This is a genomic window from Piscinibacter sp. PDB5-1 (assembly GCF_056676035.1).
In genome coordinates, this window is sequence record NZ_JBWVZL010000004.1 from 393,268 (window position 1) to 408,000 (window position 14,733).

The following is a 14,733-nucleotide window of genomic DNA, read 5'->3' on the forward strand; positions in this document are numbered from 1 at the left end:
GATTTTCGCTCTGTTTTGGGGCGGACCCGATCCGGGTCAGATCACGGCACCCACACCCTGGGGGCCGACCTCGGTACAAAGCCCCGAAAGCCCACCTTCGGCCAGCTCGCCCCCCATGGCGGCGAGACTTTCCTCACGGATCAGCGCCTTGATGCGCTGCACGATCGCGACGAACTCGGGCGAGGCCGTCATCGCCGCCGTGCGCGGGCGCGGCAGCGGCACCTCGATTTCGGCCTTGATGCGCCCGGGGCGGGCCGTCATCACGCAGATGCGGTCGGACAGGAACACCGCCTCGTCGATGTCGTGCGTGATGAACAGCACCGACAGCCGCAACCGCTGCCACATGTTGGTCAGGATCTCTTGCATCACCACCCGCGTCTGCGCGTCGAGCGCGCCGAAGGGTTCGTCCATCAACAGCACCTGCGGGCTGGTGGCCAGCGCGCGCACGATGCCCACGCGCTGCTTCATGCCGCCCGAGAGCTGGTCGGGGTGGTGGTTCTCGAAGGCCAGCAGGCCGGCCAGGCTCAAGAGCGTGCGCGCCTGCTGGGTGCGTTCGCTCGCGCCGACGCCTTTCATCTTGAGCCCGAACTCGACGTTCTTGCGCACCGTCATCCACGGGAACAGCGAGTACTGCTGGAAGACCACGCCACGCTCGCTGCCGGGCCCGTGGATGGGTGCGCCATCGAGCGTCACCTCGCCGCTCGACGCCGGCAGAAAGCCCGCGACCACATTGAGCAGGGTCGATTTGCCGCAGCCCGAGGGCCCGATCAGCGAGACGAACTCACCCGGGTTCACGTGCAGCGAGACGTCGTCCACCGCGTTCATCAGGCTACCCTTCACCGCGAACTGGATGCCGAGGTTGCGCACCTCGATGTGCCCGCGCTGCGCCTGCGCGATCACCGGTTGATTCACGACAACGCTCATGCGCGACCTCCATTCGACGCGTAGGCCAGCCACGGCATCGAGAACTTCGCCATCAGCCGGATCGCCCCGCTGCACAAGAGGCCGAGCACGCCGATGGTGATCATGCCCAGCGCGATTTCGGCGTAGCTGATGAGCGAGTAGGCCTCCCAGGTGAAGTAGCCGATGCCGAACTGCCCCGAGATCATCTCGGCGGCAATGAGGGACACCCACGCCACGCCCATGCCCACCGCCAGCCCCGTGAAGATGTGCGGCAGCGCGCCCGGCAACACCACGCGCAGCAAGAGGCTGCCCTCTTTCGCGCCCAGCGAGCGGGCCGCGCGCAGCAGCACCGGGTCGAGCGCCTCGACGCCGTGGATGGTGTTGAGCAGGATCGGGAAGAACGCCCCGAGGAAGGTGATGAAGACGATGCTCACCTCGTTGCTGGGCCACAGCATGATCGACATCGGCACCCACGCGATGGCCGGGATCGGGCGGAACACTTCGAGCGCCGGAAAGCTCAGCTGCCGCACCCGCTGGTAGCGGCCGATGCACAGGCCCATCAGCACGCCCAGCACGGTGGCCACCAGAAAGCCCAGCAAGATGCGCCGCACGCTGATGCCGATGTTGGTGACGAACTTGTCGGACTGGTTGACTTCGAGCACCTTGTCGAACACCGCCGCTGGCGTCGGGATGTTGTTGAAGCGCACGTAGGCGTCGAGCTTGTAGTGCGTGGCGAGTTGCCAGAACAGCAGCACCGCCAGGATCGACGCCGCGCCCAGCGCGTAGGCCACGGCACGGCCCTGCCACGCGGGCGGCACGCGGCGCGGTCGCGAGGCGGGCGTGGCCGCGCGCGTGGGGAGCGGGGTCACCGTGGCGGTCGAAGCCGGCCGGCCGGGCGCAGCCGCCACGCCCGGGGCGAAGTCGTCATGGAGCTTGGCGGCCTGCATGGCTCACTTCCCGACCGAGGCGACGCTCGTGCTGCTGCTGCCCAGCGCTTCGGCGTAGGTGGCGAGCCTGCCGCCGACCTTGGCGGCGTGCGCCTCGGCGTCTTTCTTCAGCAAGAAAGGCACGGCCTGCGGCTTCTTCGGGTCTTTGGTGTCGATGGCGTAGAAGGCCTTGTCAGCGAACACCTTGATGCCCAGCGCCTTGTCGAAGAGGTAAGCCGCCGCGACCTTTTTTCCTTCGCCTTCGGCCTTGCGGATGCCGGCCAGCAAACACGCGGGCGAACTGAAGCTGAGGATGTCACCGCCTTCGACCCAGATCTCGCCGGCCTCTTTCGGCCGCGTCACGTCGGTCTTGCAGACGAGGTCTTTGCCCGCGATGTCGTAGTTGGCGAGGGTCTGCTTCTGCGCCTCGTAGTCGAGGCCGCGTTCCTTGAAGGCCTGGCGCACATAGCTTTCGTTGACCCAGGCGTTGACGTCGAACTCTTTGACGCGGCCCAGCTTGCTCAGCACGCCGTGTGCCGTCTTGATGGTGTCGATCCAGCGCGGCTTGATCGTCGGGTCGAGCGTGTGGATGCCGCCCGGGCCGAGAAAGATGTACGCGACCTCTTTCTCGATCTTGGTCCAGGCCTCGACCTTCTCCATCGCGAGCTGGGGGTTCTTGCGCACCCAGTCGTTGGCCTCCATCAACGCCTTGATGTAGGCGACGACGGCCTCGGGGTACTTCTCGGCGAAGTCCTTGCGCACGACGACGCCGTGGAAGGTGGGGATCTTGGTCTGCGCGCCGTCGAAGATCTTGCGCGCGAAGCCGCGGTAGGGCAGCAGCTCGGCGAAGGGCACGAAGTCGCCGTGGCCGTCGATCTTTTTCTCTTGCAGGTTGGTGGTGCCGACCTCGGGGCTCTGGCTGACGAGGTTCCAGAAATCGTTGGGCCAGCCGCGCTCTTGCATGGCCTGCAGCATCATGCCGTGCGCGGCCGAGCCGAAGGGCACCGAGACGGTCTTGCCCTTGAGGTCGGCCAGCTCGTAGTACGGCGAGTCCTTGTGCACCACGACGCCGTTGCCCGAGCCGAAGGCGTTGTAGGCAATGATGGCCACGAGCTGCGTCTCGTTGCCCTTGTTCTGCTGGCCCGTCGCGCCGTTCACCAGCAGCGGGTAGTCGCCCATCATGCCGATCTGCAGCTTGTTGGCGATCATGCCGTTGGTGACCGGCGGGCCCGAGGTGAAGTTCTGCCAGTCGAGCTTCCACTCGATGTTGGCGTACTTGCCGGTCTTGGGCAGGTGCTTCTCCAAGAGCTTCATCTCTTTGAGCACGATGCCGCCGGTGACGGTGTTGGTGGTGGTGTTCTGCGTGCCGATGCCGAGGGTCACCACGTCTTTGGCCTGGGCGCCGCGCGAGGTGACGACGAGGGCGGTGGCGAGCGCGAGGCCGAGCGACAGGCCCAGCCAGCGCGGGGCGCGGCGCGGCGACAGCGGAAGGGGGCGAGAGACAGGCGGGTGCATCGTTTCACTCCTCGGGTTCACAGTCACAAACCACGAAGCCACTGGCGCAAGATCGGTGCCACGGGCTTCAGCTTCGTCTCCGGGGTGCTCAGGCGTCTTCGCTGAGCAGCGCTCTCTTGTCTTTGCGCTGCGCCCAGGCATCGGCATCGGGCAGCGGCTCTTTCTGGTGCGTGATGACCGGCCACAACGGGGCCAGCCGGGCGTTGAGTTCGAGGTACTCGCGCTGGTCGGGGCGCAGCTCGGTTTCTTCGACGATGGCCTCGGCCGGGCACTCGGGAATGCACACGCCGCAGTCGATGCACTCGTCGGGGTCGATGACGAGGAAGTTCGGGCCTTCGTGAAAGCAATCGACCGGGCAGACCGACACGCAGTCGGTGTACTTGCAGCGGATGCACGCTTCGGTGACGACGTGGGTCATGCCTTCACCCCCGCCATCTGGATGCTCGCCAGCGCCAGCTTGGCGAGCTTGCGCACGTCGGGGTCCACGTCGTGCAGCGCGCCTTCGAGCGGCACGATGCCGCGCGCATCGCCCACTTCGCCGAGCGCGATGACCGCCTCTTTGCGCAGGTTGCTGACCTCGTGCGTGAGGGCCGCCGCGAGCGCATCCACCGCCGGCTTGGCCTTCAGCTTGCCCAGGCTGCGTGCGGCCTTCACGCGCACCTGCCAATAGGCGTCACCCATCGCGTCGATGAGGTCGGGCACGCCCAGCGCCGAGCCGAGCTTGGCGAAGGTGGTCGCGGCCTCTTCGCGCACCTGCCACACCGGGTCGGCGATGGCGCGGCTCAGCGCCGGGTGCACGCTGACCTCGGCCGAGCTGCCGGCAAAACCCAGCGCGCCGACGGCCACGCGGCGCACGTCGGCATCGCTGTCGTGCGCCGCGGCCTGCGTCAGCGCACCGATGGCCTGCGGCTTCTTCAGGTAGCCGAGCACGCTGGCGGCCTCGCGGCGCAGTGCGGCGTCGGCGTGGGTGATGGCGTCGAGCGCGGGCTCGAACGCGGCCTCGACCCGCAGCGCCTTCACCGCGCGCAGGGCGGCGGTGCGCACGCCGGGGTCGGCGTCGCGCAGGTAGGGCAGCAGGTGGGCGGCCGAGGCGGGCTCTTTCAGCTCGCCGAGGGTGGCAGCAACCGCGTCGCGCACGGCCGGGTCGGCGTCTTTCAGCAAGGGCACCAGCGCGGCCAACACCTCGGGCTCTTCGAAACCTTCGAGGGCCTTGGCGGCTTCGGCGCGCACTTCGGCGTCGGCATCGGACAAGGCCTCGACCAGCAGCGGCGCGATGTCGTCTTCTTCGTCGGTGTAGGGCAGGTCGATCACCGCAAGCCGGCGCACGCCGGGGTCGGGGTTCTTCAGGCGCACATGAATCGTGTCCATGCCGGCCTCATCGCACCAGGTAGGGAATGTCCACCCGCACCGCGCCGGTCGGGCAGTCTTTCTCGCAGGGCATGCAGTACCAGCACTCGTCGAACTTCATGAAGGCCTTCTTCTTGGTCATGTCGATGGCGAGCACGTCGAGCGGGCACACGTCCACGCAGACGGTGCAGCCCTTTTCGGCGATGCACTTGTCGTCGTCGATGACGACCGGGGCCTGGGTTCGGGTGATGGTGATGGTCATGGCTCGGCTCCTTCTTCGTCTGGACTGGGTTCACTCACGCGGCGGCCGGGCTGGCCACGCGCAGCCGCTGGTAGGCCGTCTTCTCTTGCTCGTTCAGCTCGACGACATAGGGCTCAACCTCGCGCTTGCGGAACACGGCGTGGCCGTTCTCGTCGCTGGTCACGTTGGTGTGACAGAACCAGTTCTCGTCGTCCTTGGCCGGGCAGTCCACGCGCAGGTGGTACAGCCCCCAGCGGCTCTCGGTGCGGAACAGCGAGGCGCGCGCGGCCAACTCGGCGCAGTCGCGGATCGTGTGCGCTTCCATCGCACGCATCAGCTCGTGCGGGTCGGCCGCGCTCATGTGGTTCAGGTCTTCGCGGATCTCGTCGAAGCGCTGCAGGCCGATCTCCATCTTGCGCGTGACCTTGGGCGGCTGCAGGTAGTCGTTGACGATGCGCCGCGTCTTGTATTCGACCTGGAAGGGCGTGAGCCCTTCGGTCTTGCCCAGCGGGGCGTACACGCGCGCTTTCTCGGCCTCGACCTTGTCTTGCGAGAAGCCCGGCTGTGAAATGCCGCTCACATAGTCGGCCGCGTTCTCGCCGCAGAACTTGCCGTAGACGAAGGCGCCCAGCATGTAGTTGTGCGGGATGCTGGCGCAGTCGCCCGCCGCGTACAGGCCCGGGATCGAGCACTCGCCGCGCTCGTTGGTCCAGATGCCCGAGGCGCTGTGGCCGCTGCAGAAGCCGATCTCCGAGATGTGCATCTCGACCATGCTCTTGCGGTAGTCGGTCTTGCGGCCTTCGTGGAAGCGACCGCGGCTCGGGCGCTCGTTGGTGTGCAGGATGTGCTCGATCTCGCCGATGGTCTCTTCGGCCAGGTGGTCGAGCTTCAAGAACACCGGGCCCTTGCCGCCTTCGAGTTCGTTGAAGAACTCCATCATCATCTGGCCGCTCCAGTAGTCGCACTCGATGAAGCGCTGGCCGGCGTTGTTCGACGTGTAGCCGCCGAACGGGCCGGTGACGTAGGCACAGGCGGGGCCGTTGTAGTCCTTGATCAACGGGTTGATCTGGAAGCACTCGAGGTTGGTCAGCTCGGCCCCCGCGTGGTAGGCCATCACGTGGCCTTCGCCGCAATTGGTGGGGTTCTCGTAGGTGCCGAACAGGTAGCCGCTGGCCGGCAGGCCCAGGCGCCCGGCCGCGCCGGTGCAGATCACCACGGCCTTGGCCTTGATGACGTGGAACTCGGCGGTGCGGCAGTCGAAGCCCATCACGCCGGCGACCTCGCCGCCCGGGCCGGTGAGCAGCCGCGTGGCGATCACGCGGTTGGTGATCTCGACCCGCGCGCGCTTCAACTGGCGGTAGAGCACCTTCTTCATGTGGTGCCCCTCGGGCATCGGCAGCACGTAGCTGCCGAGGTGGTGCACCTTGCGCACCGAGTAGTCGCCGGTTTCGTCTTTCTCGAACTTGACGCCCCAGCGGTCGAGTTCTTCGATCATCGCGAAGCTGTTGGCGGCGTAGGCCATCACGCCGGCCTGATCGACGATGCCGTCGTTGGCGACGGTGATCTCTTTGACGTACTGCTCGGGCGTCGCGTGGCCGGGGATGACGGCGTTGTTCAAGCCGTCCATGCCCATGCTGATCGCACCGCTGCGCTTGACGTTGGCCTTGTCGAGCAGCAGCACGCGCAGCTTGGGGTTCTTCTCTTTGGCCTTCACCGCGGCCATGGGCCCGCCGGTGCCGCCGCCGACGATGACGATGTCGTACTCGTGTTCGATCGTGTTCATGGCTTGCCGTCCTGGTTCATCGCTGAGGGGAGGGGGAAGTGCCGGCGCGCGGCGGCCGCGGAGCCGGCTTTGCCGGGCCGCTGGCGGCGCCCCCTGGAGGGGGAAGCGACGAAGTCGCCTCGGGGTTGGTCCGTTCAACGCGCACCTTGTATTGGAAGGAATCGCCTCGGTAGTACAAGTGCTCGTAGTCGATCGGCGTGCCATCGGCCGTGTGCGTGGTGCGCTCGATAAAGAGCACCGGTGAGCCCTCTTCGACCTTCAGCTGCGTGGCCAGCGAGGCGTCGGCCAGCGTCGAGCCGATCTGCAGGTCGGCGTGGCCGAGCGCGAGGCCGCAGTCGTTTTCGAGAATGACGAACACGTCGCGCGCGGCGAGGTCTTCCTTGGCGAGGCGCTGGCCAATGGCGAGCGGCACGTAGGTCACGTCGAGCGAGATCGGCTCGCGGTTCAGAAAGCGCACGCGGCGCAGTTCGGTCACCTTGGCACGTTTGGGCAGCTGCAGGCGCTCTTGCACCTGCGTCGTCGGCGTGACGCTCTTGAGCGACAGCACGCGCGAGAAGGTCTCGTAGCCCATCGGCCGCATCGCTTCGCCGAAGCCCTGCAGCCGGCCGAGTTCTTGAAAGGCCTTGGGCTTGGACACGTAGGTGCCCTTGCCGTGGATGCGGAAGATCAGCCCCTCGTTGGCGAGGTCGTTCAGCGCCTGGCGCACCGTGATGCGGCTGACGTCGAAGGCCGCGATCATCTCGGCCTCGGACGGCATCTGCTGGTGCGGCTGGTAGCTGCCGTCGAGGATGCGGCCGCGCAGGATGTCTTTGATCTGCGCGTACAGCGGCACCGGCGATTGCGTTTGCAACGGCGTTGCTGCATTTGCACCAGACCCCTGCCCGGAAACGAGGCGCGGTGTTGAAAAAGCACCAGACTTGTTCACGTTGGCCGCCAACTTGTTATGACAAGTCATGCCTACGCAAGCGGTGTGCCAAGGGGGTGTCGGAGGTCGGGCGGGTTCTTTTTCAACGCCAAGGCGCCAAGACGCAAAGGTCGCAAGGAAAAGCGCCTTGGTGGTGCCCGCGCTCGGCAGGGCGTGCGACGCTTTCGTTGGGTTCCTGGCGTTCTTGGCGCCTTGGCGTTGAACCTCTCGCCCCCAGCTCGCCTCACCAAACACCGGCCCTCACGCTTAAGATGACACCCGTCATTTCAAGGAGAACCCGATGCGCTACGACGCCGAACACAAGCAACGCACGCGGGCGCGGGTGCTGAAGGAAGCCGCCGCCTCGATCCGCGAGCAGGGGCCCGACCGGGTGGCGGTGGCGGCGTTGATGGCGAAGGCCGGGCTGACGCACGGGGGCTTCTACGCCCACTTCGCGTCGAAAGACGAACTGCTGGTGGCCGCCATCGACCAGATGTTCGACGAGGCGCTGGCGCAGATCGAGGCGCTGATGGACGGCCGCGCGCCGGGCGAGGCGCTGGCGCGCTACGTGGGCTTCTACCTGTCGCCGCAGCACCGCGACGAGCGCGGCGCGGGCTGCCCGCTGCCGACGATCTCGGCCGACCTGCCGCGCCTGACGGCCGAGGCGCGTGCCGCCTTCGAGCGCGGCGCCGCGCGCGTCACCACCGCCATCGCGCAGCGGCTCGAAGGCCTGGGGCACGCCGAGCCGGGGCTGCTGGCCGTGTCGGTGCTGTCGGAGCTGGTCGGGGCGATGGTGCTTGCGCGCTCGATCGCCGACCCGGCGCGCTCGGCCGACATCCTGCGGGCCTCACGCCATGCGCTGCGGGCGCGGCTGGGGCTGCCGGCCGCGCCGCGCGAGTGAACCGCGGGCCCGCGGGGCCCGGGGTGACCCCAGCTCACACGGCTTCGAGGATCGTCGCGATGCCCTGCCCGCCGCCGATGCACTGCGTGGCCAGCGCGTAGCGCTTGCCTTCGCGCTTGAGCAGCGCGGCGGCCTTGCCGGTGATGCGCGCGCCGGTGGCGCCCAGCGGGTGGCCGATGGCCATGCCGCCGCCGTCGAGGTTGACCTTCTCCAACGGAATCTCCAGCTCGCAGATGCAGGCCAGGGCCTGGCTGCCGAAGGCCTCGTTGATCTCGACGAGGTCAATCTGGTCGATCGACAGCCCAGCGCGTTGCAGCGCCTTGCGCGTGGCCGGCACCGGGCCCATGCCCATCACGTCGGGGGCGCAGCCGGCCACCGCGGTCGAGACGATCTTCGCCAGCACCGGCAGGCCGTGCGCCTGCGCGTAGGCGGCCGAGCACACCAGCACCATCGCCGCACCGTCGGTCAGCGGCGACGCCGTGCCCGCGGTCACCACGCCGCCTTCGCCGAACGCCGGCTTCAGCGCGGCCAGCGCTTCGAGCGTGGTGCCAGGGCGGATGCAGCCGTCGGCGCTGACCACCGCGCCGCTGGGCGTGGTGACGGGGGCGATCTCGTCGGCGAGCCGGCCGGCGGCCTGCGCGGCCGCGGCCTTCTGGTGCGAGGCCAGCGCGAGCTTTTCTTGCTCGGCGCGCGGCACGTGCCAGCGCTGGGCCACGTTCTCGGCGGTCTGGCCCATGCTGATGTAGGCGTTGATCGCCGGGTCTTGCAGCAGCGGGTTCGGCGCCTTGGTGAAGCCGCCCTGCGGCACGCGCGTCATCGACTCGACCCCACCGCAGACGAACACCTCGCCGGCACCGATGGCGATCTGCCCGGCCGCGATGTGGATGGCCGTCATCGCCGAGCCGCAGAAGCGGTTGACGGTGGTGCCGGCCACTTCGAGCGGCAGGCCGCCCAGCAGCGCGACGCGGCGCGCCATGTTGTCGCCCTGCTCGGCCTCGGGGTAGGCGCAGCCGAGGATCAGGTCTTCGATGTCTTTTGCATCGACCTGCGTGCGTTCGACCAGGGCCTTCACCGCCACCGCCGCCAGGTCGTCGGGCCGCACGTCGATGAGCTGGCCTTTCTTGGCGAAGTGGAACGGGGTGCGAACGTAGCCGGCGATCACGGCTTGTTGAGCGGCGGGATGGGACATGGCGGGGCTCCGTCGGTTGATTGGATGATGATCATCATATCAACATGCCGGGCCGGTCGCACGCGATGGCCGCACGCGCGGGTCAGAACTGGATATCGACCCGCCCGAGGCCGTCGAACTGCACGCACACCGCCTCGCCCGGCCGTGCCACGCGCGCGCCGCACCAGCTGCCGGTGGTCACCACGCTGCCGGCGCGCAGCGTGCCGCCGTCGCGCGTGGCGTGGCGCAGCCACTCGGGCAGCACCCAGGCCGGGTCGCCGCAGCTGTGCGCGCCGGGGTGCTCGGTGACGGTGGCGCCAATGCCCACGCGGCAGGGCTGGGCCAGCCAGTCGCGCGGCGCATACGGCTGCCAGGCGCCGAGCACCAGCGCGGCGTGCGATTGCAGGTCGGCCATGCGCAGCAGGGGCGGGGCCTGGAAGGCCTGCTGCCAGCGCGAGTCGGCCAGCTCGATGGCCACGGCCACCGCGTCGATCAGCGCGCAGGCGCCGCCGAGGTCGAGCGTGGCGGCGAGCGCAGAGTCCACGTCGCGGCCGAGGCGCAAGGCGATCTCGGCTTCGACGAGGCGGTGGTGCAGCGGCCATGCGCGGGCGTCGGCCGGGCTGGCGTGCACCCCATGCGCAGGCAGGGGCGAATGCGTGACCACGGCGCTGCGCGAGGCGGCGCCCGACTTCCAGTGCCGCGGCACGGCGCCGGTGTCGTCGCGGCCGAGTTCGCGCCACACGGCCTCTTGCACGAGGTAGGCGTCGTCGGGCGTGAGCACGGCGCGGGCCAGCGGCCCGGCATCGGCCACGCCGTGGGTGCGATGGGCCTGCACCAGGGCGTCGATCACGGCGTCGATGTCAGGGGGCATGCGGTCTCCGGGGGGTGGCAAACGGTCGCGCGCATCTTCGCAGAGGGCCGATGTTGTCGGACAGCTCCCACAGCGCGCGCGGGCCCGCGCCGACTGACCCGGCCACGGACGCTGCCTATGCTGGCCTGAACCCGGCCTTGCGCCAGCACCTCAGGAGACACACCATGCCCCGTACCCGAATCTCGGATGTCGTAACGCGCCACGTGATCGTCGTGCGACCCGACGAAAGCCTGCAACGCGCGGCCGAACTGATGCGCCAGCTCGACGTGGGCTCGCTGCCGGTCTTCGACGGCGAGGCGCTGCGCGGCATCATCACCGACCGCGACATCACCGTGCGCGCCACCGCGTTCAACAAGATCCCGGCCGACACGCCGGTGAGCGAGGCCATGACGTCGCAGACGCTGTCCTGCGCCGAAGACGACGATGTCGAAGACGTGCTGCAGAAGATGGGCGATGCGCAGGTGCGCCGCCTGCCGGTGCTGAACCGCGCACGCGAGATCGTCGGCATCGTTTCGCTGGGCGACCTGGCCACCCGCCAGTCCGGCCACACCGACGAGGCGCTGCGCGACATCTCGCAGCCGAGCGAAGCCCCCACTGCGCTGGCCTGAGCCGGCGCCGCCCGCCGTGAAGGTCGCTGCGCGACTCGCCACGATCGGGCGGCTGCTGAAGCAGGCCGCCTCGTCGTGGGTGGACGACTACGCGCCCAGCATGGGCGCCGCGCTCGCGTACTACACGATGTTTTCGGTGGCGCCGCTGCTGCTGATCGTCATCTCGGTCGCGGGGCTCGTGTTCGGCCAAGAAGCGGCCACCGGCGAAATCTTCGGCCAGCTGCGTGGCCTGATGGGCGACGAGGGGGCGAGTGCCATCCAGTCGCTCCTGCAGAGCGTCAACAAGCCCACCGAAGGCGCCATCGCCACGGCGGTGGGCACTGTGGTGCTGCTGGTCGGGGCGACCACTGTGTTCGGCGAGCTGCAAGACGCGCTGGACCGCATCTGGCGTGCGCCCGCACGTGAGCAGACCAGCGGCCTGTGGGGCCTGCTGCGCGCGCGGCTGCTGTCGTTCGGCATGATCCTCGGCATCGGCTTCCTGCTGATGGTGTCGCTGGTGCTGAGCGCGGCCCTGTCGGCGCTGGGCAAGTGGTGGGCACCCGTCTTCGCGGGCTGGGAACGGATCGCGCAATCGCTCGACTTCGTGCTCAGCTTCGGCCTGGTGACCGCCGTCTTCGCGATGATCTACAAGGTGATGCCGCGCGTGCACGTGGCCTGGCGCGATGTGTGGATCGGCGCCGGAGTGACCGCCTTGCTGTTCACGATCGGCAAGGTGCTCATCGGGCTGTACATCGGCAAGAGCAGCGTCACCTCGGCCTTCGGCGCGGCCGGCTCGCTGGCGGTGGTGCTGGTGTGGGTCTATTACTCGGCGCAGATCTTCCTGCTGGGGGCCGAGTTCACCTGGGTCTATGCGCACACCTTCGGCTCGCGCCGCGGTCAGGCGCGGCCCGGTCCGGCGACTGCCGTGCCGGCCCGGTCGGCCCCATTGACCGCCGGCTGAGCCTGGGCTGCCACCCGCGCGCCGCCACGGCGCGCTGAAACGCCGTGCCCTGGCCGTTCACGACAAGAGGTTGCGCAAAAAGGTGGTGGCGGCCGTCACGGCCGGCACGGGATGGCGCACCTCGGGCAGGCCGAGGTCGATGTCGGCGGGCGGCTGCGTCTCGTGCAGCTCGCCATCCACGAGCTGGATCTCGACCCGCAGCAGGGCGAAGTCCACCTCGCCCGCAACCACGTGCAACTGCGGCCCGCGCACGCTCGGGTGCAGGTAGACGGGGCTGTGGTGGCCGTCGAACAGCGTTGCCAGGCCTTCGAGGTGCACCAGTCGGCCGCTGCGCGGGTCCAGCATCGACAGCACCACGTGCGGGTCGCGTTGCACATCGACCGCCACATCGCTGCCCTTGGGCACGACGAACATCAGCGAAGTGACCGAGCCCAGCGCGTAGTTCGACAGCCGCAGCTTGCGCGCATGCGGCTCGCCAACGCGTGAGCGCGTGGTCAGCACACAGCGGCGGTGGCCGTCCACCAAAGCCGAGATCAGCGCCAGCCCTTGTTCGGCGTTCTCGTCCTTGCGGCTCCAGAAGGGAAGGTGCAGACCCATGCGTGCTCGTTGGTGATGAGACCCGCAGGTATGGAGCAGGCGGCGTTCCCGGGGTGTCCCCGGGCAAACGGGTCTGGCCGCGGACGCGGACAGGCAAGGCGTTCGGAAAATTTGACCGCAGCCTCGGCGCAAAGCTGGCGCCCGAAATGGAAAAAGCCCGCCAGTGGCGGGCTTCGGACACGGCCCCGAAGGGCCGAGGTGCCAGGGGATCAGTTGATGCCCGGCGTCCACACCGAGCACCAGTGTGCGGCAGCGAACGTGGCGTCGGCTTGGAGCGCGGTGCCGTCGGCGTTGTAGCGCATCACCGAGTCGCTCGAACCCCAGGCCGGCCAGTCGGCGGCAGTCGCCGTCGGGCTGCCCGTGCGGGCAAAGCGCGCCCAGTGCGAAACCATCGAAGCGGCCACCGCCTGCTGCGTCGATGTCAGCGTCTTGCCGGGCAAGTCGAACAGGTAGGCGAGTTCACTGGTGTGCTGGGCCCCTTGATCGAACGAGATCGCCGCGTCCGGGAAGACCGACGGCGCCGTGCGATCCGCAAACTCGTAGGCGTAGACCGAGGCATGCGGCTCTTGCAGCTTCGAGGACCAGCGCGCATTGCAGGCGAACAGCAGGTCCGTGCCAATGGCGCCGAGGCCGAGGCTCGCACCGTCGGTCGCCGAAGGTGAGCTGTTGTAGGACGCCGCGGGGTACAGCACGCCCGCCAGGGTGGTGGAGACGAAGTCCGACGGGAACGGCGCCTGCGTCAGGTAGGGGAAAGTTCCACCAATGGCTTGCACATAGTTGGCCGCCAGCACCGGGGAGCCCTTCCACGGCGCCGTCACCGAGGTGGGGGTCACTTCGTCCAGCGCCACGAACAGGCGCCATTCGTCGCGCGTGTTGCCCTGGATGACCGGCACGCGGTTGTGGGTTCCAGCCGTCAGGCGTGCAAGCACCGTCTGCGTCAGCACCGAACCGTCCACCGACGGGATAGGCCCCGAAGGCCAGGCCGATTGCTGCGCACCGAGCAGCACGTTCACGGGCAGCGCGCGCAGGCAGGCGGCGGTTGTGCATGCCGTCGAAGGTACGCCCGCAGCGGTCAGGATCGTGGCCGCCGCAGTTGCCACGGTGCCGCCCTTGGTCTCGGCAGCGGCCAGCGTGTCTTGGGCACCCACGGCCAGCGCATAGGCACCGCTCATGATGATGGCCTTGTGGAACAAACCGGTCGAGCCCGAAGAGGCGAGGTGCGAGTGCACGCTGAATCCGCCAGCCGACTCACCGAAGATGGTGACGTTGTCCTTGTTGCCGCCGAAGCCGGCGATGTTGTCTTGGACCCAACGCAGCGCTTTCTGCTGGTCCATCAGGCCATAGTTGCCCGAGCTGCCGCTTTGCTCGGCCGACAGGGCCGCATGCGACATGAAACCCAGCGCGCCCAAGCGGTAGTTGAGCGTGACCACGACGGTGCCTTGGTCCACCAGGCGCTGCGGGTTGTAGCCATTGCTCAGGCCCAGGTAGAACGCGCCACCGTGGATCCACACCATCACCGGGTGCGGGCCCGGGGTCTTGGGCGTGTAGACGTTCAGGTACAGGCAATCTTCGTTGGTCGAAGCAGCACCGAAGGCCGTGCCGGCTTGCGGGCAGTGGTTGCCGAAGGCCTGGGTCTTTCGCACGCCGGTCCATGAGGCCGGGTTCTGCGGCGCGCGCCAGCGCTGGGTACCTGTCGGGGGTGCCGCGTACGGGATGCCCAGGTACGCGTCCATCGTCGCTTCTCGGTTGCCCACGACCTGGCCGGACGTGGTGGTCACGACCGGCGTGCCGTCGTTGTCATCGCCGCCGCCGCAGGCGACCAGTGCCATCGCGACGGCGGTGAGGGCGCCCCAACGCCCGAGGGTGTTCATCAATTTCATGTGCTCTCCAGAAAGGACCCGCCTGATGGACCAGGCGATCGTGCGGCGCAGTCTATGGAGCAGAACGGGGGGCGTGCACTGCCGGCAAACCCGTAAGCAAGGGTCTCAAACGCGACACGCGTCACGCTCGCTCAAGAACTTACGACACG

Annotated in this window: 15 protein-coding genes; 3 read left to right on the forward strand and 12 right to left on the reverse strand. The window is 68.4% G+C overall.

What is annotated here, in order from left to right; genetic code table 11:
• Positions 1 to 36: 36 nt before the first annotated feature.
• The 8 genes from AC1KAT_RS18080 to AC1KAT_RS18115 form a co-directional block, all read right to left on the reverse strand.
• On the reverse strand, positions 37 to 924 hold the full coding sequence (locus AC1KAT_RS18080; RefSeq protein ID WP_480328364.1) for an ABC transporter ATP-binding protein: 888 nt from the start codon (positions 922 to 924) through the stop codon (positions 37 to 39).
• A complete protein-coding gene (locus tag AC1KAT_RS18085) occupies positions 921 to 1,850 on the reverse strand; it encodes an ABC transporter permease (protein ID WP_480328365.1) in 930 nt (309 codons plus the stop codon). The genes AC1KAT_RS18080 and AC1KAT_RS18085 overlap by 4 nt, the downstream gene beginning before the upstream one ends.
• 3 nt (positions 1,851 to 1,853) lie before the next feature.
• Complete coding sequence (locus AC1KAT_RS18090) at positions 1,854 to 3,344, reverse strand: ABC transporter substrate-binding protein (protein ID WP_480328366.1); 1,491 nt, start codon at positions 3,342 to 3,344, stop codon at positions 1,854 to 1,856.
• An 88-nt stretch (positions 3,345 to 3,432) separates the two neighbouring features.
• Positions 3,433 to 3,762 (reverse strand): ferredoxin FdxA, encoded by a 330-nt coding sequence (gene fdxA, locus AC1KAT_RS18095; protein ID WP_480328367.1) that lies wholly within the window; start codon positions 3,760 to 3,762, stop codon positions 3,433 to 3,435.
• The gene (locus AC1KAT_RS18100) at positions 3,759 to 4,712 is read right to left on the reverse strand and encodes a HEAT repeat domain-containing protein (protein WP_480328368.1); all 954 of its coding nucleotides are present in this window, start codon (positions 4,710 to 4,712) and stop codon (positions 3,759 to 3,761) included. Before AC1KAT_RS18100 ends, fdxA begins: the two co-directional genes overlap by 4 nt.
• A 7-nt stretch (positions 4,713 to 4,719) precedes the next feature.
• Positions 4,720 to 4,953 carry a 4Fe-4S dicluster domain-containing protein gene (locus AC1KAT_RS18105; RefSeq protein WP_480328369.1) on the reverse strand — a complete coding sequence of 78 codons (234 nt, stop codon included), beginning with the start codon at positions 4,951 to 4,953 and terminating at the stop codon, positions 4,720 to 4,722.
• Positions 4,954 to 4,987: 34 nt separating this feature from the next.
• Positions 4,988 to 6,715 (reverse strand): fumarate reductase/succinate dehydrogenase flavoprotein subunit, encoded by a 1,728-nt coding sequence (locus tag AC1KAT_RS18110; RefSeq protein ID WP_480328370.1) that lies wholly within the window; start codon positions 6,713 to 6,715, stop codon positions 4,988 to 4,990.
• 16 nt (positions 6,716 to 6,731) lie between these two features.
• The gene (locus tag AC1KAT_RS18115; protein ID WP_480328371.1) at positions 6,732 to 7,565 is read right to left on the reverse strand and encodes a GntR family transcriptional regulator; all 834 of its coding nucleotides are present in this window, start codon (positions 7,563 to 7,565) and stop codon (positions 6,732 to 6,734) included.
• Between the two features lie 355 nt (positions 7,566 to 7,920).
• Between AC1KAT_RS18115 and AC1KAT_RS18120 the strand changes: the two genes are divergently transcribed.
• Positions 7,921 to 8,520, forward strand: coding sequence for a TetR/AcrR family transcriptional regulator (locus AC1KAT_RS18120; RefSeq protein WP_480328372.1), 600 nt, complete (start codon positions 7,921 to 7,923; stop codon positions 8,518 to 8,520).
• Between the two features lie 34 nt (positions 8,521 to 8,554).
• Here AC1KAT_RS18120 and AC1KAT_RS18125 read toward each other — a convergent pair whose 3' ends face one another.
• Positions 8,555 to 9,709, reverse strand: coding sequence for a thiolase family protein (locus AC1KAT_RS18125; RefSeq protein WP_480328373.1), 1,155 nt, complete (start codon positions 9,707 to 9,709; stop codon positions 8,555 to 8,557).
• An 82-nt stretch (positions 9,710 to 9,791) separates the two neighbouring features.
• A complete protein-coding gene (locus tag AC1KAT_RS18130) occupies positions 9,792 to 10,559 on the reverse strand; it encodes a fumarylacetoacetate hydrolase family protein (protein WP_480328374.1) in 768 nt (255 codons plus the stop codon).
• A 164-nt stretch (positions 10,560 to 10,723) separates the two neighbouring features.
• Here AC1KAT_RS18130 and AC1KAT_RS18135 point away from each other — a divergent pair, with 164 nt between their 5' ends.
• Positions 10,724 to 11,167 carry a CBS domain-containing protein gene (locus AC1KAT_RS18135; RefSeq protein WP_480328375.1) on the forward strand — a complete coding sequence of 148 codons (444 nt, stop codon included), beginning with the start codon at positions 10,724 to 10,726 and terminating at the stop codon, positions 11,165 to 11,167.
• Between the two features lie 16 nt (positions 11,168 to 11,183).
• Entirely contained in the window at positions 11,184 to 12,107 is a 924-nt protein-coding gene (locus tag AC1KAT_RS18140) for a YihY/virulence factor BrkB family protein (RefSeq protein WP_480328376.1), read from the forward strand.
• 57 nt (positions 12,108 to 12,164) lie between these two features.
• On the opposite strand, the gene AC1KAT_RS18145 is transcribed toward AC1KAT_RS18140, so the two are convergent.
• Together AC1KAT_RS18145 and AC1KAT_RS18150 are read right to left on the reverse strand one after the other, a co-directional pair.
• Entirely contained in the window at positions 12,165 to 12,704 is a 540-nt protein-coding gene (locus AC1KAT_RS18145) for a pyridoxamine 5'-phosphate oxidase family protein (RefSeq protein WP_480328377.1), read from the reverse strand.
• A gap of 209 nt (positions 12,705 to 12,913) precedes the next feature.
• A complete protein-coding gene (locus AC1KAT_RS18150; protein ID WP_480328378.1) occupies positions 12,914 to 14,584 on the reverse strand; it encodes a carboxylesterase/lipase family protein in 1,671 nt (556 codons plus the stop codon).
• Positions 14,585 to 14,733 lie beyond the last annotated feature (149 nt).

What these genes read in the sequence shown, in the direction of transcription:
- AC1KAT_RS18080 (WP_480328364.1), bottom strand. Translation starts at nt 924, where the DNA reads ATGAGCGTTGTCGTGAATCAACCGGTGATCGCGCAGGCGCAGCGCGGG.
- AC1KAT_RS18085 (WP_480328365.1), bottom strand. Translation starts at nt 1,850, where the DNA reads ATGCAGGCCGCCAAGCTCCATGACGACTTCGCCCCGGGCGTGGCGGCT.
- AC1KAT_RS18090 (WP_480328366.1), bottom strand. Translation starts at nt 3,344, where the DNA reads ATGCACCCGCCTGTCTCTCGCCCCCTTCCGCTGTCGCCGCGCCGCGCC.
- fdxA (WP_480328367.1), bottom strand. Translation starts at nt 3,762, where the DNA reads ATGACCCACGTCGTCACCGAAGCGTGCATCCGCTGCAAGTACACCGAC.
- AC1KAT_RS18100 (WP_480328368.1), bottom strand. Translation starts at nt 4,712, where the DNA reads ATGGACACGATTCATGTGCGCCTGAAGAACCCCGACCCCGGCGTGCGC.
- AC1KAT_RS18105 (WP_480328369.1), bottom strand. Translation starts at nt 4,953, where the DNA reads ATGACCATCACCATCACCCGAACCCAGGCCCCGGTCGTCATCGACGAC.
- AC1KAT_RS18110 (WP_480328370.1), bottom strand. Translation starts at nt 6,715, where the DNA reads ATGAACACGATCGAACACGAGTACGACATCGTCATCGTCGGCGGCGGC.
- AC1KAT_RS18120 (WP_480328372.1), top strand. Translation starts at nt 7,921, where the DNA reads ATGCGCTACGACGCCGAACACAAGCAACGCACGCGGGCGCGGGTGCTG.
- AC1KAT_RS18125 (WP_480328373.1), bottom strand. Translation starts at nt 9,709, where the DNA reads ATGTCCCATCCCGCCGCTCAACAAGCCGTGATCGCCGGCTACGTTCGC.
- AC1KAT_RS18130 (WP_480328374.1), bottom strand. Translation starts at nt 10,559, where the DNA reads ATGCCCCCTGACATCGACGCCGTGATCGACGCCCTGGTGCAGGCCCAT.
- AC1KAT_RS18135 (WP_480328375.1), top strand. Translation starts at nt 10,724, where the DNA reads ATGCCCCGTACCCGAATCTCGGATGTCGTAACGCGCCACGTGATCGTC.
- AC1KAT_RS18145 (WP_480328377.1), bottom strand. Translation starts at nt 12,704, where the DNA reads ATGGGTCTGCACCTTCCCTTCTGGAGCCGCAAGGACGAGAACGCCGAA.
- AC1KAT_RS18150 (WP_480328378.1), bottom strand. Translation starts at nt 14,584, where the DNA reads ATGAAATTGATGAACACCCTCGGGCGTTGGGGCGCCCTCACCGCCGTC.